The sequence below is a fragment of the Variovorax sp. Root411 genome (genome assembly GCF_001425205.1).
Classification (GTDB): domain Bacteria; phylum Pseudomonadota; class Gammaproteobacteria; order Burkholderiales; family Burkholderiaceae_C; genus Variovorax.
Map to the genome: position 1 here is coordinate 412,039 of NZ_LMDW01000001.1, position 25,624 is coordinate 437,662.

The window sequence follows — 25,624 nt, forward strand, 5'->3', positions numbered from 1 at the left end:
TTATCTGGCTTGATGTGGCGCTGCTGCATAGCATCCACTTCTCGTACACAGGCACAGATCCCGCACATGAAACGCCTCCAGTTCTTCCAGGTACTCGCCGTTGCGCTCGGCATGGCCGTCTCGTCCGCCAGCCTGGCCCAGGGCTACCCGAACAAGCCGATCCGCCTGATCGTGCCGTTCCCGGCAGCCGGCGCCACCGATCTCTTCGCGCGCACGCTGGGGCAGAAGATGGGCGACAAGCTCGGCACCACGCTGGTGGTCGACAACAAGCCCGGCGCCGGCGGCGCCATCGGTTCCGACCAGGCCGCCAAGGCCGCGCCCGACGGCTACACGATCCTGCTGGCCACCACCAGCACGCATTCGATCGGCCCGGCAGTCAGCAAGCTGCCCTACGACACGGTGCGCGACTTCACGCCGATCGCACATGTGGGCGATGCCGCCAGCATCATGCTGGTGCCGGTCAATTCGCCCGCGAAGACGGTGCGCGAGTGGATCGACTACGCGAAGAAGAATCCCGGCAAGCTCAACTACGCATCGAGCGGCCCCGGCACCATCGTGCAGCTCACGGCGGAGTTGTTCAAGGCGCAGGCCGGCGTGTTCGTCACGCACATTCCCTACAAGGGCACGGCGCTGGCCATTCCCGACCTGATCAGCGGCAAGGTCGACGTGCTGTTCGATTCGCTGCCCACCGGCATGCCGCACGTGCGCGACGGTCGCCTGCGCGCGCTGGGCGTCACCTCGCTCAAGCGCAGCCCGCTGGCGCCCGATCTGCCACCCATTGCCGATACGCTGCCGGGCTATGAATCGAACACGTGGTTCGGCTTCTACGGCCCGAAGAACCTGCCTGCGGACATCGTCGCGAAGATCAACAAGGCGGCCAATGAGGCGCTGGCCGATCCCGAGGTGAAGGAAAAGCTCGCGCGCCTGGGCATCGAGCCTGCGACGCCGGACACGCCTGAGCAGTTCGCGAAGATGGTGGCCACCGACGCCGCAAAGTGGAAGAAGATCGTCGTCGACCGCAAGATCACCAACGAATAAAGAAGAGCACTCGCAAATGAACTTCGACTTCAGCAACCCCTACCTCTCGACCCGCATCCCGATCTTCGCGCGCAATGTGGTGTCGACCTCGCACCCGCTGGCCTCGCAGGCCGGCCTGCGCATCCTGCAGCAGGGCGGCAACGCGGTCGATGCGGCCATTGCCACCGCGGCCGTGATGACGCTGGTCGAGCCGGTGAGCAACGGCCTCGGCAGCGACGCCTTCTGCATCCTGTGGGACGGCAAGGAACTGCATGGCCTGAACGCCTCGGGCCCCGCGCCCAAGGCCTGGACGCCCGAATACTTCAAGGCCAAGTACGGCGCCGACGCCACGACGCCGCCGATGCGCGGCATCGACTCGGTCACGGTGCCGGGCGCGGTGCGCGGCTGGGTCGCGATGAGCGATCGCTTCGGCAAGCTGCCATTCGCCGACCTGCTGGCGCCGGCCATCGACATCGCCGAGCGCGGCTACCTCGTGCCACCGGTGGTGCAGGGCAAGTGGGCCGCGGCCACGCCGCTGCTGGGTTCGCAGCCGGGCTTTGCGCAGACCTTCCTGCCCTGGGGCCGTGCGCCCGAGATCGGCGAGCTGTTCCGCTTCACGGCCGCCGCGCGGGCGCTGAAGGCCATCGCCCGCACCAAGGGCGAGGCCTACTACAACGGCGAGATCGCCGAGGCGCTCGCGAAGTTCTCGAAGGAGCAGGGCGGTGCGCTCACCGTGGCCGATATGGCGGCCTACCAGCCCGAGTGGGTCACGCCGATCTCGCGCGACTACCGCGGCCACACGCTGCACGAGATTCCGCCCAACGGGCAGGGCATCGCGGCGCTGATCGCACTCGGCATCCTCGAGAAGTTCGACATTGCTTCGCTGCCGGTCGACTCGGTGGCTTCGCAGCACCTGCAGATCGAGGCGATGAAGCTCGCCTTCGCCGACGTGTACCGCTACGTGTCGGAGCCATCGTCGATGACGGTGACACCCGCGCAAATGCTCGATGACGCCTACCTCGCATCGCGTGCGAGACTCATCGACGTGAAAAAGGCACAGGACTTCAAGGCCGGCAATCCCGTCAAGGGCGGCACCATCTACCTCACGGCCGCCGACGAGAACGGCATGATGGTGAGCTTCATCCAGAGCAACTACATGGGCTTCGGCTCGGGTTGCGTGGAGCCCGAGTTCGGCATCAGCCTGCAGAACCGCGGCCATGGCTTCAGCCTGAAGGCCGAGAGCCCGAACGTCGTAGCGCCGGGCAAGCGACCGTTCCACACCATCATTCCGGCCTTCCTCACCAAGGACGGCCAGCCGGTGATGAGCTTCGGCGTGATGGGCGGCAACATGCAGCCGCAGGGCCACATGCAGACGCTGGTGCGCATGCTCGACTACGGGCAGAACCCGCAGGCCGCGTGCGATGCGCCGCGCTGGCGCTTCAACACGGGGCTCGAGATCAATGTCGAGGCCGCGATGAACCCGGGCACGGTGCAGGGCCTGCGCGAGCTCGGCCACCATCTCGACGTGATCGACGATTCGTACCAGGACTTCGGCGCCGGCCAGTTCATCTGGCGCGCGGGCGAGCCGTCCGTGGAAGGCTACGTGGCCGCGAGCGACCCGCGCCGCGACGGCCTCGCTGCAGGCTACTGAGGATCAAGGGATGATCGGGGAATGAACAAGACAGCCGCATCGCTCGGCATTCCCCCGCACCCGGGCGCAAGGAAGGGCGTTGCGTCCGGCCTGATCCTCGCCACACTGGGCGCCATCGCATTCAGCGGCAAGGCCATCATCGTCAAGCTCGCGTACCGCTACGGCGTGGACGCCGTGACGCTCATCATGCTGCGCATGCTGTTCGCGCTGCCGCTGTTCGCGCTCATGGCATGGTGGGCGGGGCGCGGCAAGCCGGCGCTCACCGGCCGCGACTGGATCGGCGTGATCGGGCTCGGCTTCTCGGGCTACTACCTCGCGAGCTTTCTCGACTTTGCCGGGCTGGCCTACATCTCGGCCGGCTTCGAGCGGCTGATCCTGTATCTCAATCCCACGCTGGTGCTGTTCTTCGGCTGGCTGCTGTACCGGCGCCATCCGACGCGCCCGCAGGTGCTGGGCATGCTCGTGAGCTATGCCGGCGTGCTGCTGGTGTTCGGCCACGAACTCTGGACCGGCGGTGGCGGCAAGGGCGGCGGTGCGGCGGCCTGGGGCGCATTCCTGGTCTTCCTGAGCGCGGTGAGCTATGCGGGCTATCTGGTCTACAGCGGCGAGTTCGTCAAGCGCCTCGGGTCGCTCAGGCTCGTGGGCCTGGCGACCACCGTGGCTTGCCTGCTGTGCATCCTGCAGTTCGTGCTGACGCGGCCGATGAGCGCGGCGATGCAGGTGGCGCCCGAGGTGATCTGGCTGTCGGTGCTCAATGCCACGCTGTGCACGGCGGTGCCCGTCCTCATGGTGATGATGGCCATCGAGCGCATCGGCCCTGCGGTGGCCGCGCAAACCGGCATGATCGGGCCGCTGTCGACCATCCTCATGGGGGTGGTCATACTCGGCGAGCCGTTCACTGCGTGGATCGCGGCCGGCACCGTGCTCGTCATCGCGGGCATCTTCGTTTTCACACGCAAGGGGCGCGAAGTCCCTGCACGATAGGAGCGACAACATGGATCTGGGTATCGCAGGCAAGACCGCGCTGGTATGCGGCGCGAGCAAAGGCCTCGGCTACGGCTGTGCCGAAGCGCTGGTGCGCGAAGGCGTCAACGTGGTGATCGTGGCACGCGGTGCCGAGGCACTGGAAGCGGCGGCGAAGAAGCTGGCCGAAGCGGCGGGTGCATCGGGCGCTGCGTTCGTCAAGCACGTGGCAGCCGACATCACGACCGAAGCCGGCCGCGCGGCCGTGTTCGCGCTCGGCCACGACTTCGACATCGTCGTCACCAACGCGGGCGGCCCGCCGCCGGGCGACTTCCGCAACTGGGACCGCGAGGCCTGGATCAAGGCGGTCGACGCGAACATGCTGACGCCCATCGAGCTCATCAAGGCCACGGTCGACGGCATGGCCAAGCGCGGCTTCGGGCGCATCGTCAACATCACCTCGAGCTCGGTGAAGTCGCCCATCGACATCCTCGGCCTGTCGAACGGCGCGCGCAGCGGACTGACCGGCTTCGTGGCCGGCGTGGCGCGCACGCCCATCGCGGCGCAGGGCGTGACCATCAACAACCTGCTGCCGGGCTCTTTCGACACCGACCGCCTCAAGGGCACGATGGCCGGCGCGGCGCAGAAGTCGGGACAGGACTTCGACACCGTGTGGGAAGCCCGCAAGAAGAACATTCCTGCCAGGCGCTTCGGCACGCCGGCCGAGTTCGGAGCCATCTGTGCCTTTCTCTGCAGCATGCAGGCGGGCTACATGACGGGGCAGAACGTGCTGGCCGACGGCGGCGCCTACCCCGGCACGTATTGAGATCGCGCCCAGGCTTCGCGCACTTCGTGTCGCTACTCCCACCCCCTTCCGGGGGTAACACCAGCGGTCCGGCGAAGCCGGTTCCGCGGTGTTCGCTTGAAGGGGGCGTTGTTGAATCAGCGCCGTGACGACACCACGATGCCGCCCACGATCAGCAGGAACGCCGCGCCGTGATACCAGTGCGGCGGCTCGCGCAGGAAGGCTGCCGAAAGCACTGCCGCGAACAGCGGCGTGAGGTTCAGGAAGATGCTCGCCGCCTGCGGACCCGCGCGCTGCACGCCGGTGCCCCAGCAGCGGTAGGCCACCACCGCGGGGCCGATGCCGATGAACAGCATCGCGGCAATGAGCGGCCAGCCCAGGTCGATGTGGGCGGTCGTCATCGTCCATTCGCCGGCGGCCAGCGCGCCCGACCACGCGAGGCCGAACACCAGTTGCGCTATCAGGAACGCGGCCCAGTCCTGCCGCAGGGCCCTGGGCTCGTTCGTGCGTGCCAGCAGCCAGCTGTAGAAGGCCCAGGCGATGGTGCCCAGGATCATGTAGAGGTCGCCCGGCACCAGCCGCAGCCCGAGCAGCTGCCGCCACTCGCCGCGGCTGAGCACCAGCAGCACGCCCGCCATCGACAGCAGCGCGCCGAACATCTCGCGGGCGCTGACGCGTGCGCCGAAGAACAGCGTGCCCACCGCGAGCATCCACAGCGGCAGGCTGGAGCCGACCAGCGTGACGTTGATGGGCGTGGAGGTCTGCAGTGCGAGGTACTGGAAGGCGTTGTACAGGCCGATGCCGAGCAGCCCGAGCACGGCGTAGCGCTGCCAGTGCGCCCACAGCGGGCTGCCGCGGCGCAGCACCGGCGTGGCCAGCGGCAGCAGGAGCGCGAACGCGACGACCCAGCGCACGAAGTTCAGTGTGAGCGGCGAAACCAGCTCCCGTACCAGCCGGCCGACCACGGCATTGCCGGCCCAGAGCAGCGGAGGAACGACAAGCAGGAGGACGGTGGAAGGGGCAAGGCGCCGGTGCTGTGTCTGCATGGCCGCCGACTCTACCCGGGCAATGATGTCCCGCGCCGCCACGGGAAACCCAAACATGGCAGGATGCCCCTCCCTCTTGTTTTCCTGTGCGTGGAGACTGCAACGATGATGAGCAAAGCCGTCCGTATCGACCGCCATGGCGGCCCCGAAGAACTGAAGATCGTCGACGTGGAAGTCGGCGAGCCCGGCCCCGGCGAGATCCGCATCCGCCACAAGGCCGTGGGCCTGAACTTCATCGACACCTATCAGCGCAGCGGGCTCTACCCGTTCCAGCTGCCGCTGCAGCTGGGCATGGAAGCGTCGGGCATCGTCGAGGCGGTGGGTGAGGGCGTGGCGCACCTGAAGGCCGGCGACCGCGCCGCCTACGCGAGCCAGCCGCCCGGCGCCTACAGCGAGCTGCGCGTGATGCCCGCCAAGTGCGTCTGCAGGCTGCCCGACGACATCTCCTTCGAGACCGGCGCGGCCATGATGCTCAAAGGCCTGACTGCGCAGTACCTGCTGAAGAAGACGCTGCCGGCCGAAGGCCTGCAGGCCGGCGACTTCATCCTGTTCCACGCGGCGGCCGGCGGCGTCGGGCTGATCGCCTGCCAGTGGGCCAAGGCGCTGGGCCTGCAGCTGATCGGCACGGCCGGCAGCGACGCCAAGTGCAAGCTCGCGCTCGAACATGGCGCGGCGCATGCCATCAACTACAGCACCGAGAACTTCGCGGCGCGCGTGAAGGAGATCACCGGCGGCAAGGGCGTGAAGGTGGCGTACGACTCGGTGGGCAAGGACACCTACGAAGGCTCGATCGACAGCCTGCGCCCCTTCGGCCTGCTGGCGGTGTTCGGCAACGGCTCGGGCCCGGTGCCGCCGATCAACCTCGGCACGCTGGCGTCCAAGGGCTCGCTCTACGTGACGCGGCCGACGCTCTTCACGCACATGGCCACGCGCGAAAGCACGCAGGCGATGGCCGACGACCTGTTCGCGGTGGTGCGCAGCGGCGCGGTGAAAATTCCGATCGGACAGCGCTATGCACTGGCCGACGTGCAGCAGGCGCACCGTGACCTGGAAGCGCGCAAGACCACCGGCTGCACGATCCTGACGCTCTGAATCCGCTGGCGCGGGGCGCCAGCCTTGTCCTACCCGGCGCGGGGTGTCATGCCTTCGACTTGTGCCGGGTGCAGTTTGTAGGCTGTGAGTACAGCGCAGAGGCAAGCCGTCATGACCACCGTTCGCACCTTTATCGTCGAAGACAACCCCACCATCCGCAAGAACCTCATGGGCGCGCTGCGCGAGGTTGCGCGGGTCGATCCTGTGGGCGAAGCAGAGTCGGAGGAGGAAGCCTCGCGCTGGCTCTCATGCAACCTGTCGCAATGGGACCTGGCCATCGTCGACCTGTTCCTGAAGGACGGCACCGGCTTCAGCGTGCTCGAGGCCTGCCGCCACCGCGGCCCGGGGCAGAAGATCGTGGTGCTCAGCAACTTCGCCACGCCCGACATGCGGCGCAGATGCGCCCAGCTCGGTGCCGATGCCGTTTTCGACAAGGCCACCGAGATCGAGGACCTGATGGAATACTGCCTGCGCCGCCGTCAGGCGCAGTTCAGTTCGCCGACTGCACACTGAGGCAGGGCATTCTTTCGACGGTCGGCAGCAATGCCGGGCTTCGCCGAAAATCGCCCCCAGGGCGCGAGGAGCACGCGCCGGGCTCCGCGAAGTGGCGACGAGATTCATGCGCGGAAATCACACATTCCCTTGCTGAGTCGGTCTGCGCGCTTGCGGCGTGCGGGCCATCAGGTTCCATCCATGTCTCGCTCCCGCTTCCTTCCCGACAACTTCACCTTCGCGCTGCTCTCGGTCGTTACCCTTGCCAGTCTGCTGCCCGCGAGTGGGAAGCTGGGGCATCTCTTCGAGTTGCTCACGAGCGCTGCCATCGGCCTGTTGTTCTTCCTGCACGGGGCCAAGCTGTCGCGCGAGGCGATCATGAACGGCCTCATGCACTGGCGGCTGCACCTGCTGGTATTCGGCAGCACCTTCGTGCTGTTTCCGATGCTCGGGCTGGCGCTCAAGCCGCTGCTCTCGCCGCTGGTGACGCCCGGGCTCTACACCGGCGTGCTCTATCTCTGCGTGCTGCCCGCCACGGTGCAATCGGCGATCGCGTTCACGGCCATGGCGCGGGGCAACATGCCGGCCGCCATCTGCAGCGCGTCGGCGTCTACCCTGCTGGGCGTGTTCATCACGCCGGTGCTGGTCAATCTGGTGGTGTTGCCGAGCGGTGGCCATGCAACGTCGTCGCTGGATTCGATCGGCCGCATTTTGCTGCAGCTGATGGCGCCGTTCGTGCTGGGGCACCTGCTGCGGCCGTGGATCGGCAAGTGGATACAGCGCCGCGCCGCGGTGCTGAAGTTCGTGGACCAGGGCTCGATCCTGCTGGTCGTCTACACGGCATTCAGCGCGGCCGTGATCGAGGGCCTGTGGAAGCAGGTGCCTGCCCATGCGCTGGTCGGGCTGCTCGTGGTGTGCGCGGTGGTGCTGGGGCTGGCGCTGAGCCTCACGACCCTGCTGGCGCGCAAGCTGGGTTTCGATACGGGAGACGAGATCACGATCGTGTTCTGCGGCTCCAAGAAGAGCCTGGCAAGCGGGATACCGATGGCAAAGGTGCTGTTCGCCTCCCACGCGGTGGGGGCGATCGTGCTGCCGCTGATGCTGTTCCACCAGATGCAGCTGATGGTGTGTGCCGTGCTGGCGCAGCGGTATGCGCGGCGAGGGCGCGAGACGGTCCTGTTGAAGACCGCCGAGTAGGACGCTACCCCTCGATCTTCCCGAGCCGGGATTCCCGCAGCCGGCTGGGCGCCAGCGCCCCGGCCGACTCCAGGATCGGGTACGCGATCGAGCAGATGTGCGAGTTGATGCGCTTCAGGTCGCTGATCAGGTCGATGTGCAGCGAACTCGTCTCGATGCTCAGCGTGGTGCGGTCCGACAGCCGGTCGAGGTGGGTCGTCGCATAGGCCCGCTCCAGGTCGCGAAAGCGCGCCTTCTCTTCCAGGAGTTTCTGCGCGTCGCGCACGTTGCCGTTCAGGAACACGCTCATGCTCAGCCGCAGGTTGGCCACCAGCCGCCCGTGCAGCTCGACGATCTCCGCCATGCCGGCCTGCGAGAAGTTGCGCTGCGGTTTGATCTTCTTGTCTTCCACGTCGATGATCACGCGCTCGATGATGTCGCCGATCTGCTCCATGTTGATCGTGAAGCTGATGATGTCGGTCCAGCGCCGGCTTTCTTCCTCGCCCAGCGCCTCGCGCGAGATGCGGGTCATGTAGTACTTGATGGCCGAGTACAGCTGGTCCACCGTGTCGTCGAGCTGCCTCAGCTCCTGGGCCAGCCGCAGGTCGTTATGGCGGATCACGTCGAGCGTGCCGATCAGCATGGTCTCCACGATGTCGGCCTGGTGCAGGGCTTCGCGCGCCGCGTTGGAAATGGCGAGCGACGGCGTCGACAGCGCCGAAGGATCGAGGTGGTGCGGCCGCGTGGTGCCGGCCGGCTGCTGCGGCACCGGCAGGACGCGCGTCACCAGCCTGGCGACCCACTGCGTGAGGCCGATGAACCCCACGCTGATCACCACGTTGAACGCCAGGTGGAACAGCACCACGCCGTGCGTCTGGTTCGGCAGCTCCGGCTGCACGTAGCGGATCCACAGCCCGATGAAGGGCGCGACGATCGCCACGCCCAGCGCCTTGAACAGCAGGTTGCCGATCGTCACCTGCCGCACCGAAACGGCCGACTTGGCCGTGGTCAGCACCGCCAGCAGGCCGCTGCCGAGGTTGGCGCCGAGCACCAGGCCGAGCGCGACGTCGAGCGGCACCACGTTCGACGTGGCCATGGCCGCGACCAGCAGCACCACCGCGAGGCTCGAATAAGCCAGGATGGCCAGCACCGCGCCGACGGTGATCTCGAGCAGCACGTCGCTGCTGATCGACGCGAGCAGTGCGCGCACGGCCGGCGAGGAGAACAGGGGCTCGGTCGCTTCCACCACCAGCTGCAGTGCCAGCAGCATCAGCCCGAGCCCGATCAGCACCCGGCCGATGCGCCCCGCCATGCTGGCCGAGCGGCTGATGAACAGCACCACGCCGACGAAGATGAACATCGGCGAGAGCCACGACAGGTCCGCCGAGAACAGCACCGAGATCAGCGCAGTGCCCACGTCGGCGCCCCGCATCACCGCCAGCGCCGCGGGCAGCGTAACCAGGCCCTGCCCGACGAAGGACGAGGTCATGAGCGAGGTGGCGGTGCTCGACTGCACCAGCGCCGTCACGCCGATGCCGGAGAGGGCGGCCGTGAAGCGGTTGCGCATGCTCTGGACGAGGATCTTGCGCAGGTTGGCGCCGAACACGCGCAGTACGCCGGTGCGGACGAGGTGCGTGCCCCACACGAGCAGGGCCACGGCCGCGAGCAGATTCAGGAGATGCTTCATGGGGGGCGGGTTCTGTCCTTTTCGTTTTGGTTCGTTTCGACCCCATTTTCCACAAGCGGGCGCTTCAGTCGATCAGGGCTCCGTTGTCGTGGAAAGGATACGGCCCTTCGAAGCTGCCGGAGGCCGCCAGGTGGGTGACCAGCCGGCGGCCACGCGCGGACCAGGCGTGCACCCGGAAAGAAGGCGGCTCGAGCGTCCAGGCCGATTCGGCGTCGGGCGCGAGGTCGAGGCAGACCTGGTGGGCCTGCGCCGGCGACGTCGAGGCGATGGTGCCGCCGAAGCGCACGTCGATGGCCCGGTGCAGGTGGCCGCAGATCACGCGTTCGACGTTTGGATGGCGCGAGATCAGGGCTTCGAGGGCGTCCGCGCCCTGCAGCAGGCCGATCTCGTCCATGTGGCCGATCAGTGTCTCGAAAGGCGGGTGGTGCATGGCGACCACCACGGGCTCGCCGCGGCAGGCGTCCAGCTGCGCTTCGAGCCAGCCCAGGCGCTTCTCGCACAGCGAGCCATGGCTGGCGCCGGACACGCAGGTGTCGAGCGTGAGCAGCCGAAGGTCGCCGACGCGCACCGAGTACTGGATGAAACCGTCGGTGCCAGCGCCCGTGCCGAGATAGCCGTGGCCGGGAAAACTGCGGCGCAACTGGTCGCGGTCGTCATGGTTGCCGGGCATCAGGTAGACCGGCATGGCCAGGGGGGCCAGCAGGCGGGCAAGGTGCTCGTATTCGGCGGCGCGGCCGAAGTCGGTCAGGTCGCCGGTGACGACCACCGCGTCGGGCTGCTGGCGCAGCGCCAGCACCGACTGCACGGCGCGTTCGAGGTACGGCGCGGTGTCGATGCGGCCATAGGCCAGCCGGCCCGGTTCGCGGATGTGCAGGTCGGTCAGCTGGACCAGGAAGGTGTTCTCTGCTTTGGTTGTCATGCGCTGGTCTCCTGCGACGTCATCAGGCGGTCGGGGTGGATGCGCAGGCCCACCGCGTCGCCCGGTCCGAATGGATTGTCGCGCCCCACGTCGGCCATCAGCACGGGCTGGTCTTGAACACGCAGGTGCAGCTGCACGCGGTCGCCGAGGAAGGTGCGACGTTCGACGGTGGCGGCGCCCCAGCCTGGCAGGGGCGAACCGACCTCGATGTCTTCGGGCCGCACGAGCAGCGTCGCATGGCCTCGCCACGCCGGCGGGCAGGGCACAGCTGACCCTCCGAGTCGGACAACGCCTTGCGCGATGGCGTCGGCTTCGCGCTCCAGCCGGTTGACCCGGCCCAGGAACTCGGCGACGAAGGGATGCGTGGGCGCGCGGTAGAGGTCTTCTCCGCGACCCACCTGCACGATGCGTCCGGCGCGCATCACGGCGAGCCGGTCGGCAATGGCCAGCGCCTCCTGCTGGTCGTGCGTGACGTGGATGGCCGTGATGTGCAGGCGGCGCAGCAGCTCGGCCAGTTCGTCGCGCAGCGACTCCTTGAGCTTGGCGTCGAGCGCGGCCAGCGGCTCGTCGAGCAGCAGCACGCGCGGGCGCACGGCCACCGCGCGTGCCAGGGCCACCCGCTGGCGCTGGCCGCCGGAAAGCTCGGCGGGGCGCTTGTTCTCCAGTCCGCCGAGCCGCACGAGGTCGACCAGCTCGCCGACGCTGCGCTTTTCTTCAGCGGGCGCCACGCCGCGAATGCGCAGCCCGTAGCCGATGTTGGCCGCGACCGTCATCTGCGGAAAGAGCGCGTAGCTCTGGAAGACCATGCCCACGCCGCGGTGCTCGACGGGGCGCTGCGTCACGTCCTGCCCGCCGAACACGATGCGGCTGCCCGCGTCGGGCGCTTCGAGGCCGGCGATCAGCCGCAGCAGCGTGGTCTTGCCGCAGCCCGAGGGGCCGAGCAGCGCCAGCACTTCGCCGGCTTCCACATGCAGGTCGGTGGGTTGCAGGCCGCGCGTGCCGTCGGCGTAGGTCTTCGCGCAGTTGGCGATATCGACGGGGATTCGTTCAAGTTCCATGGCGTTTCTGCATCAGGTTGGCAAGGTACTGCAGAGCCCACAGCACCGGAAGAATGACGGCGAAGAAGACCAGCGTGTAGGCCGATCCGATCTCGATGCGCATCGAGGCATAGCTGTCGGCCAGGCCCACGGGCAGCGTGCGCGTGAGCGGCGTGTGCAGCATCCACGTCAGGTTGAATTCGCCCACCGACAGCGTGAACACCATCAGGCTGCCGGCCACGATGGCGGGGAACACCGCCGGCACGAGGATGCCCATGAAGCGCTGGCGGAAGTTCGCGCCCAGCGAGCGCGCGGCCTCCTCGAGCGCGAGCAGGTCGTCGCGCTGGAAGGCCGAGCTCACGGTGCGCACCATGAACGGCAGCGTGAACACCATGTGGCCCACGAGAATGAAGGCGAAGCTCTGGCGAAAGGCCGTGAGCTGGCCATAGGCGAGGATCAGAGCGAGCGCCGTCGCAAGGCCCGGCACCGCGACCGGCAGCGTCAGCAGTTCCTCGAAGATGCGCGCCGCGCGCGAGCGGCTGCGTGCCAGCGCATAGGCGCAGGGCACGCCCAGCAGCACGGTGCCGATGACGCAGGCCACGGCCAGTGCGAGTGACCAGCCGACGGTGCCGCCGTAGTTCTCCCACACCTCGCCGAGCCAGCGCAGCGTGAGGCCGCTCTTGAGGCCGGTGCTGTAGTTGTTGACCAGCCCGGCCATCACCGACAGCAGCATCGGCGCGATCATGAAAAGGCTCACGATGACCGTGACGGCGAGCAGGAAGGGCGCTTTGGCCTGGGTATGGGTTCGCATGGTGCGTGGGCCCTCAGCGTGCGACGGGATTCGCGCCAAAGCGGCGCGCCGCGAACAGCACCAGCCAGGTCACGATGCCCAGCGAGATCGACAGCGACGCGGCAAGCGCGAAGTTGGCGTAGTTGGTGAACTCGTTGTAGATGGTGATCGGGATCACCTCGAACTTGCTGGCCAGCGTGAAGGCCGTGCCGAAGGCGCCCATCGAGGTGGCGAAGAGGATGGCGCCGCAGGCCAGCGTGGTAGGTGCAAGCTCGGGCATCCACACGTCACGCGCCACGTGAAGCCGCGAGGCGCCGAGTGAACGCGCGGCTTCTTCGAGCTGCGTGTTCATCGACTCTGCGGCTGCAGCGTAGGTTGCGATGGCGCGCGGCAGCGAGAAGTACAGGTACGCCAGGAACAGCCCGAGCAGGCCGTAGGCGAAGGTGATGCGTTCGCCGAACAGGCTGTCGCTGAGGTCGGCCACCACGCCTTGCCGCCCGCCGAGCAGGATCACAAAGAAGCCGATGATCACGCCCGGGAACGACAGCGGCAGCGTGAGCAGCGACAGCAGCATGCGCTTGCCGATGAAGGCATGGCGCGCGAGATAGATGCCGACGGCCGCGCCCAGCACCAGCGTGGCCAGCGTCACGGCCACCGAGAGCGCGACGGTGTTGGCCATGCTCGTGAGGTAGCGCGCATCTGTCAGCACCGCGAAGTAGGTGGACCAGCCCTTGTCGGCGGGCAGCGTGAGAAGACGCACGACCGGCAGCAGCCAGAAGGCCGCGAAGAAGGCGGCCGCGGGTGCCACGCAGGCCAGCAGGCGCCAGCGTGGGTTCCAAGAGGTGTCGGACTTCATCTCAGTTCTTCATCGTGGGTTGTTTGGGTCGCGGGACGGAACGTTCAGGGCGCGTGCACAGGCCGCCGGGTACTCCCCTCCGCGAATGTCCCCCGCTTCGCTCCTCCTTTATTTCGCTGCGGGGAGCACCCGACGCCCTGTGCACAAAACGATCACGACGGCGGGGTGCCTTGCGCAGCGAAATAAAGGAGGAGCGAAGCGGGGGACATTCGCGGAGCAAGGCACCCCGTCGGCGTGATCGCGCCCTGAACAACGGACCGACTTAGCGCACTTCCTTCAGATACTCATCAGAGAAGGCCTTCTGCGCGGCAGCCATCCGCCCGTAGTCCACGCTCTTGGCCCGGGCGTATTCGCTCGCCGGCAGGAACTGCGCCTCGATGTCCTTCGGCATGGCGCTCGCGCGCACCGGCCGCAGGTAGGCCTTGGCCCAGATCGCCTGGCCTTCGTCGGACAGCGTGAAGTCGAGCACCTTCTTCGCGTCGGCCGCGTGCGGGGCCTTGGCGACCAGGCTCATGACGTAGGGCACGGCCAGCGTGCCTTCGCTCGGGATCACGAAGGCGACGTTGGCCTTGTCCTTGTACTTGGCGCGGTAGGCGTTGAAGTCGTAGTCCAGCAGGATCGCGATCTCGCCCGACAGCACGCGCGCGTACGAAGTCTGCTTCGGCACGATGGGCTCGTTCTTCTGCAGTGCCTTGAAGTAGTCGATGGCCGGCTTGAAGTTGTCGAGCGTTCCGCCGCGCGCTTCGTTCACCGCCACCGCGCCGACGTAGCCCACGAAGGCCGAGGCCGGGTCGAGATAGCCGATCAGGCCCTTGTACTCGGGCTTGAGCAGATCGGCCCACGACTTCGGGATCGGCTTGCCCTTGAGCGCGTCGACGTTGACCATGAAGCCGAGCGTGCCCGAGTGGATGGTGAACCAGTTGCCGGCCGGGTCCTTCAGGCCGTCGGGAATGTCTTTCCACGCTGCGGGCTTGTAGGGCTCGACCACGCCGTCTTTCGCGGCCTGCACCGCGAAGGTCACGCCGAGGTAGGTGACGTCGGCCACGGGGCTGGCCTTTTCGGCGACCAGCTGCGCGAGCGACTGGCCCGAGTTCTTGTTGTCGGCCGGCACGGTGATGCCGGTCCTGGCCTTGATGGCCTTCAGCTGCGTGCCCCAGTCGGCCCATTCGGTCGGGCAGTTGTAGCAAATGGCGGTCTGGGCCATGGCGCTGCCGGCGGCGAGCGCGGCGGCCACGATGCCGAGACGAGCCAGGCGATTGAAGCGAAGTGACATGGTGGGACTCCTTGGATGGATGTGGTCGGAGAACGAGGGGAGGTCAGGGAATCGCGGCGTTGTTGTCCTCGCGCGCCGAAGCACACGACTCGCCGTCTCGGAAGGCATGGGGAAGCAGCAGGCTCGCGTCGGGCTGCAGCGTCGCGCCCCCGGCGATGGCCGGGATCAGCAGCTCGACGCTGTGGCGGCCGATGTCGCTGTTGGGCTGCGCGATGGTGGTGAGCGCGGGCGTGAGGTCTTCGCCGAGCGCGATGCCGTCGAAGCCGACCACGCTGAGATCGTCGGGCACCGCCAGGCCGCTCAAGTGCGCTGCGCGGATGCTGCGGATGGCCAGCAGGTCGTTCGAGCAGATCAACGCGGTGGGACGGCTGCGTGCCTGCAATTGGCGCGATAGCGGGTCGACGGCGGCTTCGACGAAGGGCACTTCGATGAGCGCGGGCGCGGCAAGCCCGGCTTCGGCCATGCCCTTGCGGTAGCCGCGATAGCGCTGCTGCGCGCGGTCCGACGCGGCGAGCGTGCCGCTGACCATCGCGATGCGGCGATGGCCCAGCAGCACGAGGCGCGCGACTGCATCGGCCACGGCACCCTCGCTGTCGACCGACACGCAGGGGTGGTCCGGATGGCGGTTGTAGGCCAGCACATAAGGCACGCGGGCGGCCTGGAGGCGCGGCAGCGCGGCCGATGTCGAGGGGTTCGACACCACGAGGATCAGTCCGTCGACGTTGCCGGCGAGCAGAAGATGCACCGCGCGCTCTTCCTCGTCCAGCCGGTAGCCCGTGGTGACGGGAATGATCGCGTAGCCACCCGCAATGGCCGCGCGCGCGATGCCCTGCAGGCACTCGGCGAAGGTCGGGTTGAGCAGTGTGGGGAGCACCACGCCGAGCACGCGGCTGCGCTGGGTGCGCAGCGTGCGCGCGCTGGCGTTCGGCACATAGTTGAGCTCCCGCGCCACGCGCTCCACGAGTTCGCGGGTGACGGGCGTCACCTTGTCGGGAAAGTTGAAGGCCCGCGACACGGTGGCCACGGAGACCCCGGCTTTGGCTGCAACGGCTTGGATGCTCATTGTGCGGTGTTCATGTAATCGATTACATTGGACCGTCGCAGTATGACTTTGTTATGACATCGCGAGAAAGCGGGGAGAAACCCTCGGACTTTCGCGAGAGGGCAGACGCCAATAAGAAGGGGCCCGTAGGCCCCTGAGAAAAGTTACTTGCCCCGGCGAACCCGCCGGATCTCGTCCAGGATCAGGCAGATGGCGCCCAGCGTGATGGCGCTGTCCGCGGCATTGAAAGCAGGAAAGTACCAGTTGCCGGCGTGGAAGCTCAGGAAGTCCACGACATAGCCGTGCATCATCCGGTCGACCACGTTGCCGATGGCGCCGCCCAGGATGCAGGCCATCGAAAACGAGAACAGCTTCTGCCCCGCGTGCGAGCGCAGCATCCACACGATGAAGATCGCGGCCGCCACGCCGATGGCGGTGAACAACCAGCGCTGCCACCCCGAGTGATCCGCCAGGAATGAAAAGGCCGCCCCCGTGTTGTGCGCGCGCACGACATTGAAGAAGCTCGTCACGTAGGTCGCGTCACCGAGCTTGTAGTAGCCCAGGATCAGCGTCTTGGTGAACTGGTCGATGATCACGATGATCACCGCCAGCCCGAGCCACGGCCAGATGCTGCTGCTGCCGCGTGAACGCGATGCCGACATGGAACGTGCCGCCGCCATCAGGCAACGCTCCGCGATTCGCCGGCGCCGAACAGGTTGCTCGTGCAACGGCCGCAGATCGTGGGATGTGCCGGGTCGTGGCCCACGTCGTCGCGGTAGTGCCAGCAGCGCTCGCACTTCTGCGCGGCGCTCGGCGTGACCACGGTCGACAGCGCGTCGCCCGCCGCGAGCGCGATGGCCGAGGTGATGAAGACGAACTTCAGGTCTTCGCCCAGCGAGCCCAGCAGCGCGAAGTCGTCGGCCGGTGCCGTCAGCTGCAAGTTGGCCTGCAGCGACGAGCCGACCTTGCCTTCGGCGCGCACGGCTTCGATGTCCTTGTTCACCGCGTCGCGGATCTCGCGGATGCGGCCCCACTTCGCCAGCAGCGCTTCGTCGGGCGCGGCGAACTGGCTGTACGTCTGCGCGAAGATCGACTCGCCCGGCTTGCCGGTGCCCACGATCTTCCATGCCTCTTCGGCCGTAAAGCTCAGGAACGGCGCCATCCAGCGCAGCATCGCCTGCGAGATGTGCCACAGCGCCGTCTGCGCGCTGCGGCGCGCGAGCGAGCCCGGGGCCGTCGTGTAGAGGCGGTCCTTCAGGATGTCGAGGTAGAAGCCGCCCAGGTCTTCCGAGCAGTAGATCTGCAGCTTGGCTACCACCGGGTGGAACTCATACACCTGGTAGTGCGCGAGGATCTCGGCCTGGAACTGCGAAGCGCGCGAAAGCGCATAGCGGTCGATCTCGAACAACTGGTCGAGCGGCACCGCATCCTTCCGGATGTCGAAGTCGCTGGTGTTCGCGAGCAAAAAGCGCAGCGTGTTGCGGATGCGGCGGTAGGCATCGACCACGCGCGCGAGGATCTTGTCGTCGCCGGCGATGTCGCCCGAGTAGTCGCTCGCGGCCACCCAGAGGCGGATGATTTCCGAGCCCAACTTGTTGCCGATTTCCTGCGGATCGATGCCGTTCTTGAGCGACTTGCTCATCTTGATGCCCTTGGCATCGACCGTGAAGCCGTGCGTCAGCAGGCCGCGGTACGGCGCGCGGTCTTCCAGCATGCAGGCGATCAGCAGCGACGAATGGAACCATCCGCGGTGCTGGTCGTGGCCTTCGAGGTACAGGTCGGCTTCCGGCCCCGTTTCGTGGTGCACGTTCGGGTGCGTGCCGCGCAGCACGTGCGAGAAGGTCGAGCCCGAGTCGAACCACACCTCGAGGATGTCGGTGCTCTTGGTGTAGTGCGGCGCGTCGTCGGCGCCGAGGATTTCCTCGACCGTCACGCGGCTCCAGGCCTCGATGCCGCCCTTCTCGACGATGTCGGCGGCCTGGTCTAGGATTTCCATCGTCCGCGGATGCAACTCGCCCGAATCCTTGTGCAGGAAGAAGGGGATCGGTACGCCCCAGCTGCGCTGGCGGCTGATGCACCAGTCGGGCCGGCCGGCGATCATGTCGTGCAGGCGCGCCTTGCCGTTCTCGGGATAGAAGCTGGTCTGCTCGATCGCGTCGAGCGCGGTCTGGCGCAGCGTCTTGGGCGCCTTGTCCTTGGTGAACACGCCTTCGCCTTCATCCATGCGCACGAACCACTGCGCGGCCGCGCGGTAGATCACCGGCGTCTTGTGGCGCCAGCAATGCGGGTAGCTATGGGTGATGGTCTCGGTGGTCAGCAGACGGTTGGCGTCGCGCAGGGCGGCGATGATCACCGGCACGGCCTTCCAGATGTTCTGGCCGCCGAAGAGCGGGAAGTCGGGCGCGTAGCTGCCGTTGCCCTGGACCGGGTTCAGGATGTCGTCGTACGCCACGCCATGGGCGATGCAGGAGTTGAAGTCGTCCACGCCGTAGGCAGGCGAGGAGTGCACAAGGCCGGTGCCGTCGGTGGCGGTGGCGTAGTCGGCCAGGTACACGGGCGACAGGCGCTTGTAGCCGGCATCGACGTCATAGAGCGGGTGTTCGAATTCGAGCCCGCCGAGCGCCTCGCCCTTGACCGTGGCCAGCACCTTGCCGTCGAGCGCATAGCGCGTCATGCACATCTCGACCAGCGAGTTGGCCAGGATCAGCAGGCCGCGCTCGGTGTCGACCAGCGAGTACTCCAGCTCGGGGTTCAGGTTGATCGCCTGGTTGGCCGGGATGGTCCACGCGGTGGTGGTCCAGATCACGGCGAAGATGTCGCCGAGGATCGTGTGGTCGGTGCCGAAGGCCTTGAGCACCTTCTCGCGCTCGTGCGCCTTGAAGGCCACGTCGAGGGTCTGGCTCTTCTTGTCGGCGTATTCGATCTCGAATTCGGCGAGCGAGGAGCCGCAGTCGAAGCACCAGTAAACGGGCTTCAGGCCGCGGTAAACAAAACCGCGCTCGATCACGCGCTTGAACGCGCGCAGCTCGCCGGCTTCGTTGGCGAAGTCCATCGTCTTGTACGGGTGATCCCATTCGCCCAGCACGCCCAGGCGCTGGAAGTCGGCCATCTGCTGGGCAATCTGCTCCGTGGCGTAGGCGCGGCTCTTGGCCTGCATCTCGTCGCGGCTCAGGTTGCGGCCGAACTGCTTTTCGATGGCGTTCTCGATCGGCAGGCCGTGGCAGTCCCAGCCGGGCACGTAGAGCGCGTCGAAGCCTTCGAGCTGGCGCGCCTTGGTGATCATGTCCTTCAGGATCTTGTTCACCGCGTGACCCATGTGGATCTGGCCGTTGGCGTACGGCGGGCCGTCGTGCAGGATGAACTTGGGCGCGCCATGGCGCGCGTCGCGCAGGCGGTGGTAGCGGCCTTCGTCGTTCCATTCCTTCACCCAGCCCGGTTCGCGCTTGGGCAGGTCGCCGCGCATCGGGAAGGGGGTGTCGGGCAGGTTCAGCGTGGAACGGTAGTCGGTGGAGGTGGCAGCGTCAGACATGTTGGGTGCGAAACAGAGGGGCTTCGACAGGCTCAGCCCGAACTGCGTGGAGCGCGTCGGTGCGGAAGGTAAAGCCGTTCGCCCTGAGCTTGTCGAAGGGCGGCAGCACGGTGCGTGCAGGGCTAAATTCGATCGCGCGTGGTCTGGCGGTGGGTTTCGGCGTGGGTCGATGCAAAGAACGCACGTGCGTCGCGCCCATCCTTCGCGATGCCCGCAGTGAGGGCCTCGAGGCTGGTGTAGCGCAATTCGTCGTGCAGTTTGTGCAGGAGTTCCACGCGGACGATTTTACCGTAGGCCCCTTCGGCGCCCAGATGCGATGGCCACTCCAGGCAATGCGTCTCCAGCAGAACCCGGCCGGCGTTGACGTCGTTGGCGTCCAGCGAGGGCCGCACCCCGAGGTTGGCCACGCCCGGCAGCGGCTGGTCGGCCAGGCCGTGCACCAGCACCGCGAAGATGCCGCTGGCGGCCGGCTTCCAGTGCTTGAAGCGCAGGTTGAGGGTGCGAAAACCGTCGTCCTTACCCGGCGAGGAGGCGCCCAGCGCCCGGCCCAGCTTGCGGCCATGGACCACGTGGCCCGAGATGGTGTACGGGCGGCCCAGCAGGGTGTGGGCGTCGGCCATGCGGCCCTCGGCCAGCGCATCGCGCACGGCGGAGCTGGACACCCGCAGGCCATGCACCTCGTAGCTGTTCATGCGCGCGACGTCGAAGCCATTGGCGTCGCCGGCCGCGTCGAGCATGGCGTAGTCGCCGGCCCGCCTGGCGCCGAAGCGGAAGTCGTCGCCCACCAGCACGTAGCGCGCGCCCAGGCCGTCGATCAGCACGTTCTGGATGAATTCTTCCGGCGACTGCGAGGCCAGGCGGCCGTCGAACGGCAGCACGATGGTCTGGGCCACGCCGCAGGCCGCCAGCTCGGTCAGCTTGTCGCGCAGCGTGCCGATGCGTGCCGGGGCCAGGTCGGGCTTCCTGGTGACGGCCGCGAAATAGTCGCGCGGGTGCGGCTCGAAGGTCAGCACGCAGCTCGGCAACCCGCGATGGCGGGCCTCGGTCTGCAAAAGCGCCAGCATGGCCTGGTGGCCACGGTGGACGCCGTCGAAATTCCCGATCGTGAGGGCGCAGGCCGGAGCTACGCCCGGGTGCCGGAAGCCGCGAAAAACCTGCATCGGTGAGTATCTTTTTGATAGCGCCTTTCGCCCGTCGAATGGGCGAATCAGGCCGATTTGTCACAAAGCCGGTATATTGTGACGCAGTGCGTGGTCAGGCGTGAGCCGCCGAGCACCCCGAGTCTCTGGTCTCTGCGTGGTTTTCTCGTTTCGAGGAGTCGTGTGTGAAGGTCTTGAAGCTGTCGGCCCAAGGGCTGCCCCAGTCATGGATTTCGCTGGAACAGGCGGTGATCCACTACGCGGCGGACGAAGTCCGCTGGGAAGTGGGCGCGCAGGTGGCGGTGTTCCGTGGCGGCCACAACGCGATCACGGGCGAGCAGTCGCAGATCGCGATCAACAGCATCATCGGCACCAAGGGCGTGCCGCGCATCAATCCTTTCACGCAGCGGCCCGGGCTCACCAACAGCAAGCTGTTCTCGCGCGACCGCAACGTTTGTGCTTACTGCGGCGGGCATTTCCATGAAGACGAGCTCACGCGCGAGCACATCATCCCGTTCGCCCAAAGGGGCATCGATACCTGGATGAACGTGGTCACGGCCTGCAAGCCGTGCAACCACCGCAAGAGCAGCCGCACGCCGGAGCAGGCGAACATGCCGCTGCTCTACGCGCCCTACGTGCCCAGCCTCTGGGAAGATTTCATTCTGCGCAACCGCCGCATCCTGGCCGACCAGATGGAATTCCTGATGGCGCACCTGCCCCAGAGTTCGCGGCTTCACGACGGCTAGGCCGAGGCGCTCCGCGCCAGACTGCTCCCACGCGCATCCGCTGCGCCCTCCGACCGGGCGCATCGTCGTTTCGCCGAACATGGCGGAACTTCTTCCTCCGTCGAGGAGGGGTGCACATGCCAGGAGGCGCCATGAGCAGCATCGCCGTGAAACCGCTCCCCGGCTCCGGCCCCGAGCTCTCGGGTTCGTCCCGTCTGTCGCCAGGCCTTCGCAGCGTCGTGACCTGGGACGTGGACCCGCACGGCTACTGCACCGAGCACGAGCATGCCACGCGCGCTCACTTTGCACGGCGGCTGGCGGCCCTCAAGGGCTGCACTTTCGCAGGCGTCTACGATCCACGGCAAGCCTACGACAGCGTGCCTTACTTCGTACCGAGCGACACCCTCACCGATCCGGCGCTGGCGCGTGCAATGGGCATCGCCGGAGTGGACGACCTGTTCGGCGGTGTGGTGCCCTACGCCTTCGTCGCCACCAAGGTGATCACCCATCCATTGATCGGCGCCGATGCCTTGCGGCCGGAGGGCTGGTCCCTGCGCTTCGCGCCGGAGGTCGTGGATGCGGTACTCCTCGGCTATTCGTGCTTCTCCCGCGAAGAGGCGCGCAAGGCGGGGCGCATGCTGCTCGAAGGTGGCGCTGCACGGGTCAAGCCGGTGATCGCGACCGGAGGACGCGGGCAGGTCGTCGTCGGGGGCGTCGATGCACTCGACCGCTGTCTCGATGCCATGGACGAAGCCGAGATCACGACCCGTGGCCTCGTGCTCGAGGAGAACCTCGACCGGCCGAGGACCTACAGCGTCGGACAGGTGAGCGTGGGGCACCTTGTCGCCAGCTATTGCGGCGAGCAGCGTTCGACCCGGGACAACGCCGGGCAGGAGGTCTACGGCGGCTCCGACCTGATACTTGTGCGCGGCGATTTCGACAGGCTGCTCGCCGTCGTGAATCCGGCACCGCCGCTTCGCCGTGCGATCGAGCAGGCGCGGCACTACCACCGGGCCGTGTCCGGCTGCTACCCGGGCTTCTTCGCCTCGCGGGTGAACTATGACGTGGCGCAGGGCATGGGCAGCCGGGGCGACTGGCGCTCGGGGGTGCTGGAGCAGTCGTGGCGCGTGGGTGGCGCCACCGGCGCGGAGATCGCGGCGCTCGAAGCGTTCCATGCGCACCCGGAGTGCGACTGCGTGCTCGCATCCTCCTTCGAGGTCTACGGAGCGGCCGCACCGCCCGCGGATGCCATCGTGGCCTACCACGGCATCGACAGCGAGATCGGGCGGCTTTCAAAATTCACATTGCTGAAGCGACATGCCGACACGCCATAGCCTCATCGATATTGCCGTAGATGGCCAGCACATCCAGGGCACATTGTTTGCCGCGTCGACGATGGTGCCCGGTGTGCTCCTGGTTCACGGCTGGGATGGAAGCCAGGAGCAATACCTGAAGCGGGCCAATGAAATCGCGGCGCTGGGCTGCGTGTGCCTGACCTTCGATCTGCGAGGGCATGCGCGCCACGCGGCGCAACGTCAGCAGGTGACCCGCGAAGACAATCTGCGCGATGTACTGGCCGCGTACGACGTGCTGGTCGGCCATCCGACCGTCGACCCCGGGGCCATCGCCATCGTAGGCAGCAGCTATGGCGGGTATCTGGCTTCGCTGGTAAGCGCGCTGCGGCCGGTGCGCTGGCTCGCGCTGCGTGCGCCGGCGCTTTACCGCGACCGCGAGTGGGATACGCCCAAGGGAAAGCTGAGCCGATCCGACCTCGTGGCTTACCGCCGCTCGCTGGTGGGGCCCGGCGACAACCGGGCACTCGCCGCATGCGCGGCCTTTGCCGGCGACGTCCTCATCGTCGAGTCGGAGGACGACCAGATCGTCCCCCACCCCGTGGTGGAGAACTACCTGGCTGCCTTCAAGCGGGTGAAATCGGTGACCTACCGCGTGCTCTCCGGCGCCGATCACGCGCTGTCCAAACAGGAGTCGCGCCAGGCCTACGGCGCGTTGCTGGTTTCGTGGATCACCGAAATGACGCTCGGAGCCCGGGCGACGGCGACCATCACGAAGCCGGTTGCCAGCAGTTCGGCTTGAGCAGGCGCGTGTTGCCAAGCCCGAACAGCCGGCCGGCTACTTTTTCATCACTTGACTTCGGCCGTGCCCTTGGACTCGTCGGCATTGGCCTTGGCTTCTTCGACGCTCCTTCTCAGCGCTTCCAGTCCGGCGGGCGCTTCTCGATGAAAGCCTGCACGCCTTCGAGCGCGCTCTCGTCCATCATGTTGCAGGCCATGGTCTGGCTGGCATCGGCGAGCGCGGCCTCGATGCCGGTTTCGAGCTGGCGGTAGAACAAGGCCTTGCCCAGCGCGAGCGCCTGGCGGGGCTTGGCGACGATGCTGGCCACCAGTGTCTCGACGGCCGAGTCGAGTTCTTCGGGCGCCGCGACGCGGTTGACCAGTCCCTTCTCGCGCGCTTCCTGCGCGCTGATGAAGTCGCCCGTCACCAGCATCTCGAAGGCTTCCTTGCGGCCGAGGTTGCGCGAAAGCGTGACGCTCGGCGTGGCGCAGAACAGCCCCACGTTCACGCCGCTGACTGCGAAGCGCGCCTCGCTCGACGCCACGGCCAGGTCGCAGACCGCAACCAGCTGGCAACCCGCCGCCGTCGCGATGCCGTGCACGCGCGCGATCACGGGCACCGGCAGCTTCTGGATCGACAGCATCATCGCGCCGCAGCGTTCGAACAGCTGCCGGTAGTAGCCGAGCGATGGTGCGGCGCGCATTTCCTTCAGGTCGTGGCCCGCGCAGAAGGCCTTGCCCGCCGCCGCGATGACGACCGCGCGAATGGTGTCGTCTGCCGCGATCTCGCCGAGCGCCTGCTCGAGCGCGCCGAGCATGGCCTCGGAGAGTGCATTGAACGAGGTCGGCCGGTTCAGCGTCAGCGTGACCACGCCACGGCTGTCGCGCGCCTGCAGGACGAAGGGCGTGTTCGCGTCGTTCATGGCTGGCCGTGCTTCAGTAGGTCAGTTCGAGCACGGTCGTGTGCTCGCTCGCGGCCGGCCACGTGAGGCCCGTGATGCGCTCGCCGTTGAATTCGCCGGCCACCGCGCGCGGGGCGCCGCCGCCCTCGATGCGCAGCCGCGAGGTCGAAACGCCCGCGCCCTTGGGTGGCACACCTGCCGGGGGGCTCTTCCCGTCGAAGCGCATGGTGTCGCGCTGCGCGTCGAAGTAGCCGCGCGGCCGTGTGAAAACGACGACCGCGCTGGCTCCGTTGTCGGCCGGAATGATGCGCTCCGGCCGCAGGTTCACGACGCTGCTGCTGCGCGGGAACGGGCTGCGGTAGATGTGCGTGGTGCCGTAGCTGGGCGTGGCCAGGACGAACTCGTAGGCCGCGTCGCCGCGCGCCTTGAAAGGCCCCCAGCGGCCATCGGCGCCGACCGACTTGGTGAAGACGGCCTCGCCGAGCCGCGCGCCGGTGGCGAGGTCGACGGCAAATACGGTGACCTTCGCGCCGTTCAGTGGAAGATTTTCCGAACCGAGCGCACGGCCATTGAGCACGACATCCGCCTCGGCCGCGACGTCCGTGCCGCGCGGTGCCTGGCCGGTCAGGAACTGCCATGTCACCGCGAACGCTGCGGGCGAGAACGAGGTCTCGCGATGGTCGACGCGCGGCAGCACGACATTGGTCGCGCCCTTGAGTGCCGGCCCGTCGAAGCCGATGTTCGTCGGCTTGCCGGGCGCGCCGATCCACACGCCGTCGGGCTGCGCATACTTGTCGTTGTTGTCCGAGCGCAGCGTCATCCACTTCACGCCCGGCGTGACCTCCTCGCCGTTCGGTCCCTTCGGCGTGTTGAGCTGCTGCATGAAGCCGGACAGCCCCGAGAACTCGTTGTTCTCGCGGAAGCCCTTCACCACCCAGATGCCGTGCGCCGGGTTGCCGCCCAGCACCACATGGCTCACCACAGCCGCGCCGCCGCCGTTCTGCACGTAGTTGCGGATGGTGTTGCCGCCGCGCGAGTTGCCGATCAGCACGACCTTGCTGGCGCCGGTGGCCTTCAGTACCTTGTCGACCTCGGCCTTCAGGAACAGCGCCGAATCGCCGGTCGAGCTGCGCCCGGCCTGGGCCACGGCGTCGTCGTCGCGCGCGACCGGGTTCGGCTGGTCGACCGCGAAGAGCCGCTCGCGCGGCCAGCCGTTCGACTCGAAGCGCCAGATCGTCGTCTGCCAGAGCGCGGCCGAGTCGCCGTTGCCGTGCATGAACACGATGGGCGGGCGCTCGGTGTATGACGGCGATCGGGCGGTGGCGCAGGCGGTCAGCATGGCGGTGGCGGCTGTGCCGGTGACGGCCAAGGCAAGAAGAAGGGTGCGGCGGGATTGCATGTTTCGTTCCTG

At 67.4% G+C, this 25,624-nt stretch carries 23 protein-coding genes; 10 read left to right on the forward strand and 13 right to left on the reverse strand.

What is annotated here, in order from left to right:
- Positions 1-66 precede the first annotated feature (66 nt).
- The 4 genes from ASC92_RS01830 to ASC92_RS01845 are packed head-to-tail and all read left to right on the forward strand — an operon-like array spanning position 67 to position 4,457.
- Positions 67-1,038, forward strand: coding sequence for a Bug family tripartite tricarboxylate transporter substrate binding protein (locus tag ASC92_RS01830; protein ID WP_056509752.1), 972 nt, complete (start codon positions 67-69; stop codon positions 1,036-1,038).
- 16 nt (positions 1,039-1,054) lie between these two features.
- The gene (locus tag ASC92_RS01835; protein ID WP_056509754.1) at positions 1,055-2,668 is read left to right on the forward strand and encodes a gamma-glutamyltransferase family protein; all 1,614 of its coding nucleotides are present in this window, start codon (positions 1,055-1,057) and stop codon (positions 2,666-2,668) included.
- Between the two features lie 21 nt (positions 2,669-2,689).
- Complete coding sequence (locus tag ASC92_RS01840) at positions 2,690-3,652, forward strand: DMT family transporter (RefSeq protein ID WP_056509757.1); 963 nt, start codon at positions 2,690-2,692, stop codon at positions 3,650-3,652.
- Positions 3,653-3,662: 10 nt separating this feature from the next.
- Entirely contained in the window at positions 3,663-4,457 is a 795-nt protein-coding gene (locus ASC92_RS01845) for an SDR family oxidoreductase (RefSeq protein ID WP_007835469.1), read from the forward strand.
- Positions 4,458-4,573: 116 nt separating this feature from the next.
- Here the strand turns inward: ASC92_RS01845 and ASC92_RS01850 are convergent, their stop codons facing one another.
- Positions 4,574-5,482: a DMT family transporter gene (locus tag ASC92_RS01850; RefSeq protein WP_056511763.1), complete on the reverse strand. Its 909-nt coding sequence runs from the start codon at positions 5,480-5,482 to the stop codon at positions 4,574-4,576.
- Positions 5,483-5,590: 108 nt separating this feature from the next.
- Here ASC92_RS01850 and ASC92_RS01855 point away from each other — a divergent pair, with 108 nt between their 5' ends.
- The 3 genes from ASC92_RS01855 (at position 5,591) to ASC92_RS01865 (ending at position 8,263) form a co-directional block, all read left to right on the forward strand.
- Entirely contained in the window at positions 5,591-6,574 is a 984-nt protein-coding gene (locus ASC92_RS01855) for a quinone oxidoreductase family protein (RefSeq protein WP_056511766.1), read from the forward strand.
- A 111-nt stretch (positions 6,575-6,685) separates the two neighbouring features.
- The gene (locus ASC92_RS01860) at positions 6,686-7,087 is read left to right on the forward strand and encodes a response regulator (protein ID WP_056509759.1); all 402 of its coding nucleotides are present in this window, start codon (positions 6,686-6,688) and stop codon (positions 7,085-7,087) included.
- 180 nt (positions 7,088-7,267) lie between these two features.
- On the forward strand, positions 7,268-8,263 hold the full coding sequence (locus ASC92_RS01865) for a bile acid:sodium symporter family protein (RefSeq protein WP_056509760.1): 996 nt from the start codon (positions 7,268-7,270) through the stop codon (positions 8,261-8,263).
- Positions 8,264-8,267: 4 nt separating this feature from the next.
- Here the strand turns inward: ASC92_RS01865 and ASC92_RS01870 are convergent, their stop codons facing one another.
- The 10 genes from ASC92_RS01870 to ASC92_RS01915 all read right to left on the reverse strand — a co-directional run bounded on the left by ASC92_RS01870 (position 8,268) and on the right by ASC92_RS01915 (position 20,535).
- Positions 8,268-9,929 (reverse strand): Na/Pi cotransporter family protein, encoded by a 1,662-nt coding sequence (locus tag ASC92_RS01870; RefSeq protein WP_056509763.1) that lies wholly within the window; start codon positions 9,927-9,929, stop codon positions 8,268-8,270.
- Positions 9,930-9,993: 64 nt separating this feature from the next.
- Entirely contained in the window at positions 9,994-10,848 is an 855-nt protein-coding gene (locus tag ASC92_RS01875; protein ID WP_056509765.1) for a phosphodiesterase, read from the reverse strand.
- Positions 10,845-11,906, reverse strand: coding sequence for an ABC transporter ATP-binding protein (locus tag ASC92_RS01880; RefSeq protein WP_056509767.1), 1,062 nt, complete (start codon positions 11,904-11,906; stop codon positions 10,845-10,847). The genes ASC92_RS01875 and ASC92_RS01880 overlap by 4 nt, the downstream gene beginning before the upstream one ends.
- Entirely contained in the window at positions 11,896-12,696 is an 801-nt protein-coding gene (locus tag ASC92_RS01885) for an ABC transporter permease (RefSeq protein WP_056509769.1), read from the reverse strand. Before ASC92_RS01885 ends, ASC92_RS01880 begins: the two co-directional genes overlap by 11 nt.
- Before the next feature lie 13 nt (positions 12,697-12,709).
- Positions 12,710-13,531: an ABC transporter permease gene (locus ASC92_RS01890; RefSeq protein ID WP_056509770.1), complete on the reverse strand. Its 822-nt coding sequence runs from the start codon at positions 13,529-13,531 to the stop codon at positions 12,710-12,712.
- Positions 13,532-13,793: 262 nt separating this feature from the next.
- A complete protein-coding gene (locus ASC92_RS01895; protein ID WP_056509773.1) occupies positions 13,794-14,804 on the reverse strand; it encodes an ABC transporter substrate-binding protein in 1,011 nt (336 codons plus the stop codon).
- 43 nt (positions 14,805-14,847) lie between these two features.
- Entirely contained in the window at positions 14,848-15,867 is a 1,020-nt protein-coding gene (locus tag ASC92_RS01900; protein ID WP_056509775.1) for a LacI family DNA-binding transcriptional regulator, read from the reverse strand.
- Positions 15,868-16,010: 143 nt separating this feature from the next.
- Positions 16,011-16,526, reverse strand: a complete 516-nt coding sequence (lspA, locus tag ASC92_RS01905; protein WP_056509776.1) for a signal peptidase II — start codon at positions 16,524-16,526, stop codon at positions 16,011-16,013.
- Positions 16,526-19,375, reverse strand: coding sequence for an isoleucine--tRNA ligase (ileS, locus tag ASC92_RS01910; RefSeq protein ID WP_056509779.1), 2,850 nt, complete (start codon positions 19,373-19,375; stop codon positions 16,526-16,528). The genes lspA and ileS overlap by 1 nt, the downstream gene beginning before the upstream one ends.
- A 122-nt stretch (positions 19,376-19,497) precedes the next feature.
- Positions 19,498-20,535: a bifunctional riboflavin kinase/FAD synthetase gene (locus ASC92_RS01915; protein ID WP_056509781.1), complete on the reverse strand. Its 1,038-nt coding sequence runs from the start codon at positions 20,533-20,535 to the stop codon at positions 19,498-19,500.
- A 164-nt stretch (positions 20,536-20,699) separates the two neighbouring features.
- On the opposite strand from ASC92_RS01915, the gene ASC92_RS01920 reads away from it, so the two are divergent.
- The 3 genes from ASC92_RS01920 to ASC92_RS01930 all read left to right on the forward strand — a co-directional run bounded on the left by ASC92_RS01920 (position 20,700) and on the right by ASC92_RS01930 (position 23,333).
- Positions 20,700-21,260: an HNH endonuclease gene (locus tag ASC92_RS01920; protein WP_007830252.1), complete on the forward strand. Its 561-nt coding sequence runs from the start codon at positions 20,700-20,702 to the stop codon at positions 21,258-21,260.
- 116 nt (positions 21,261-21,376) lie between these two features.
- Positions 21,377-22,573: a DUF3182 family protein gene (locus ASC92_RS01925; RefSeq protein WP_235505644.1), complete on the forward strand. Its 1,197-nt coding sequence runs from the start codon at positions 21,377-21,379 to the stop codon at positions 22,571-22,573.
- The gene (locus tag ASC92_RS01930) at positions 22,557-23,333 is read left to right on the forward strand and encodes an alpha/beta hydrolase family protein (protein ID WP_056509783.1); all 777 of its coding nucleotides are present in this window, start codon (positions 22,557-22,559) and stop codon (positions 23,331-23,333) included. The genes ASC92_RS01925 and ASC92_RS01930 overlap by 17 nt, the downstream gene beginning before the upstream one ends.
- Before the next feature lie 112 nt (positions 23,334-23,445).
- On the opposite strand, the gene ASC92_RS01935 is transcribed toward ASC92_RS01930, so the two are convergent.
- Positions 23,446-24,234, reverse strand: a complete 789-nt coding sequence (locus tag ASC92_RS01935) for an enoyl-CoA hydratase (protein WP_056509785.1) — start codon at positions 24,232-24,234, stop codon at positions 23,446-23,448.
- A 13-nt stretch (positions 24,235-24,247) separates the two neighbouring features.
- Complete coding sequence (locus tag ASC92_RS01940) at positions 24,248-25,612, reverse strand: alpha/beta fold hydrolase (RefSeq protein WP_056509787.1); 1,365 nt, start codon at positions 25,610-25,612, stop codon at positions 24,248-24,250.
- Between the last annotated feature and the right edge of the window lie 12 nt (positions 25,613-25,624).

What these genes read in the sequence shown, in the direction of transcription:
- ASC92_RS01830 (WP_056509752.1), top strand. Translation starts at nt 67, where the DNA reads ATGAAACGCCTCCAGTTCTTCCAGGTACTCGCCGTTGCGCTCGGCATG.
- ASC92_RS01835 (WP_056509754.1), top strand. Translation starts at nt 1,055, where the DNA reads ATGAACTTCGACTTCAGCAACCCCTACCTCTCGACCCGCATCCCGATC.
- ASC92_RS01840 (WP_056509757.1), top strand. Translation starts at nt 2,690, where the DNA reads ATGAACAAGACAGCCGCATCGCTCGGCATTCCCCCGCACCCGGGCGCA.
- ASC92_RS01845 (WP_007835469.1), top strand. Translation starts at nt 3,663, where the DNA reads ATGGATCTGGGTATCGCAGGCAAGACCGCGCTGGTATGCGGCGCGAGC.
- ASC92_RS01850 (WP_056511763.1), bottom strand. Translation starts at nt 5,482, where the DNA reads ATGCAGACACAGCACCGGCGCCTTGCCCCTTCCACCGTCCTCCTGCTT.
- ASC92_RS01855 (WP_056511766.1), top strand. Translation starts at nt 5,591, where the DNA reads ATGAGCAAAGCCGTCCGTATCGACCGCCATGGCGGCCCCGAAGAACTG.
- ASC92_RS01860 (WP_056509759.1), top strand. Translation starts at nt 6,686, where the DNA reads ATGACCACCGTTCGCACCTTTATCGTCGAAGACAACCCCACCATCCGC.
- ASC92_RS01865 (WP_056509760.1), top strand. Translation starts at nt 7,268, where the DNA reads ATGTCTCGCTCCCGCTTCCTTCCCGACAACTTCACCTTCGCGCTGCTC.
- ASC92_RS01870 (WP_056509763.1), bottom strand. Translation starts at nt 9,929, where the DNA reads ATGAAGCATCTCCTGAATCTGCTCGCGGCCGTGGCCCTGCTCGTGTGG.
- ASC92_RS01875 (WP_056509765.1), bottom strand. Translation starts at nt 10,848, where the DNA reads ATGACAACCAAAGCAGAGAACACCTTCCTGGTCCAGCTGACCGACCTG.
- ASC92_RS01880 (WP_056509767.1), bottom strand. Translation starts at nt 11,906, where the DNA reads ATGGAACTTGAACGAATCCCCGTCGATATCGCCAACTGCGCGAAGACC.
- ASC92_RS01885 (WP_056509769.1), bottom strand. Translation starts at nt 12,696, where the DNA reads ATGCGAACCCATACCCAGGCCAAAGCGCCCTTCCTGCTCGCCGTCACG.
- ASC92_RS01890 (WP_056509770.1), bottom strand. Translation starts at nt 13,531, where the DNA reads ATGAAGTCCGACACCTCTTGGAACCCACGCTGGCGCCTGCTGGCCTGC.
- ASC92_RS01895 (WP_056509773.1), bottom strand. Translation starts at nt 14,804, where the DNA reads ATGTCACTTCGCTTCAATCGCCTGGCTCGTCTCGGCATCGTGGCCGCC.
- ASC92_RS01900 (WP_056509775.1), bottom strand. Translation starts at nt 15,867, where the DNA reads ATGAGCATCCAAGCCGTTGCAGCCAAAGCCGGGGTCTCCGTGGCCACC.
- lspA (WP_056509776.1), bottom strand. Translation starts at nt 16,526, where the DNA reads ATGGCGGCGGCACGTTCCATGTCGGCATCGCGTTCACGCGGCAGCAGC.
- ileS (WP_056509779.1), bottom strand. Translation starts at nt 19,375, where the DNA reads ATGTCTGACGCTGCCACCTCCACCGACTACCGTTCCACGCTGAACCTG.
- ASC92_RS01915 (WP_056509781.1), bottom strand. Translation starts at nt 20,535, where the DNA reads ATGCAGGTTTTTCGCGGCTTCCGGCACCCGGGCGTAGCTCCGGCCTGC.
- ASC92_RS01925 (WP_235505644.1), top strand. Translation starts at nt 21,377, where the DNA reads ATGCCAGGAGGCGCCATGAGCAGCATCGCCGTGAAACCGCTCCCCGGC.
- ASC92_RS01930 (WP_056509783.1), top strand. Translation starts at nt 22,557, where the DNA reads ATGCCGACACGCCATAGCCTCATCGATATTGCCGTAGATGGCCAGCAC.
- ASC92_RS01935 (WP_056509785.1), bottom strand. Translation starts at nt 24,234, where the DNA reads ATGAACGACGCGAACACGCCCTTCGTCCTGCAGGCGCGCGACAGCCGT.
- ASC92_RS01940 (WP_056509787.1), bottom strand. Translation starts at nt 25,612, where the DNA reads ATGCAATCCCGCCGCACCCTTCTTCTTGCCTTGGCCGTCACCGGCACA.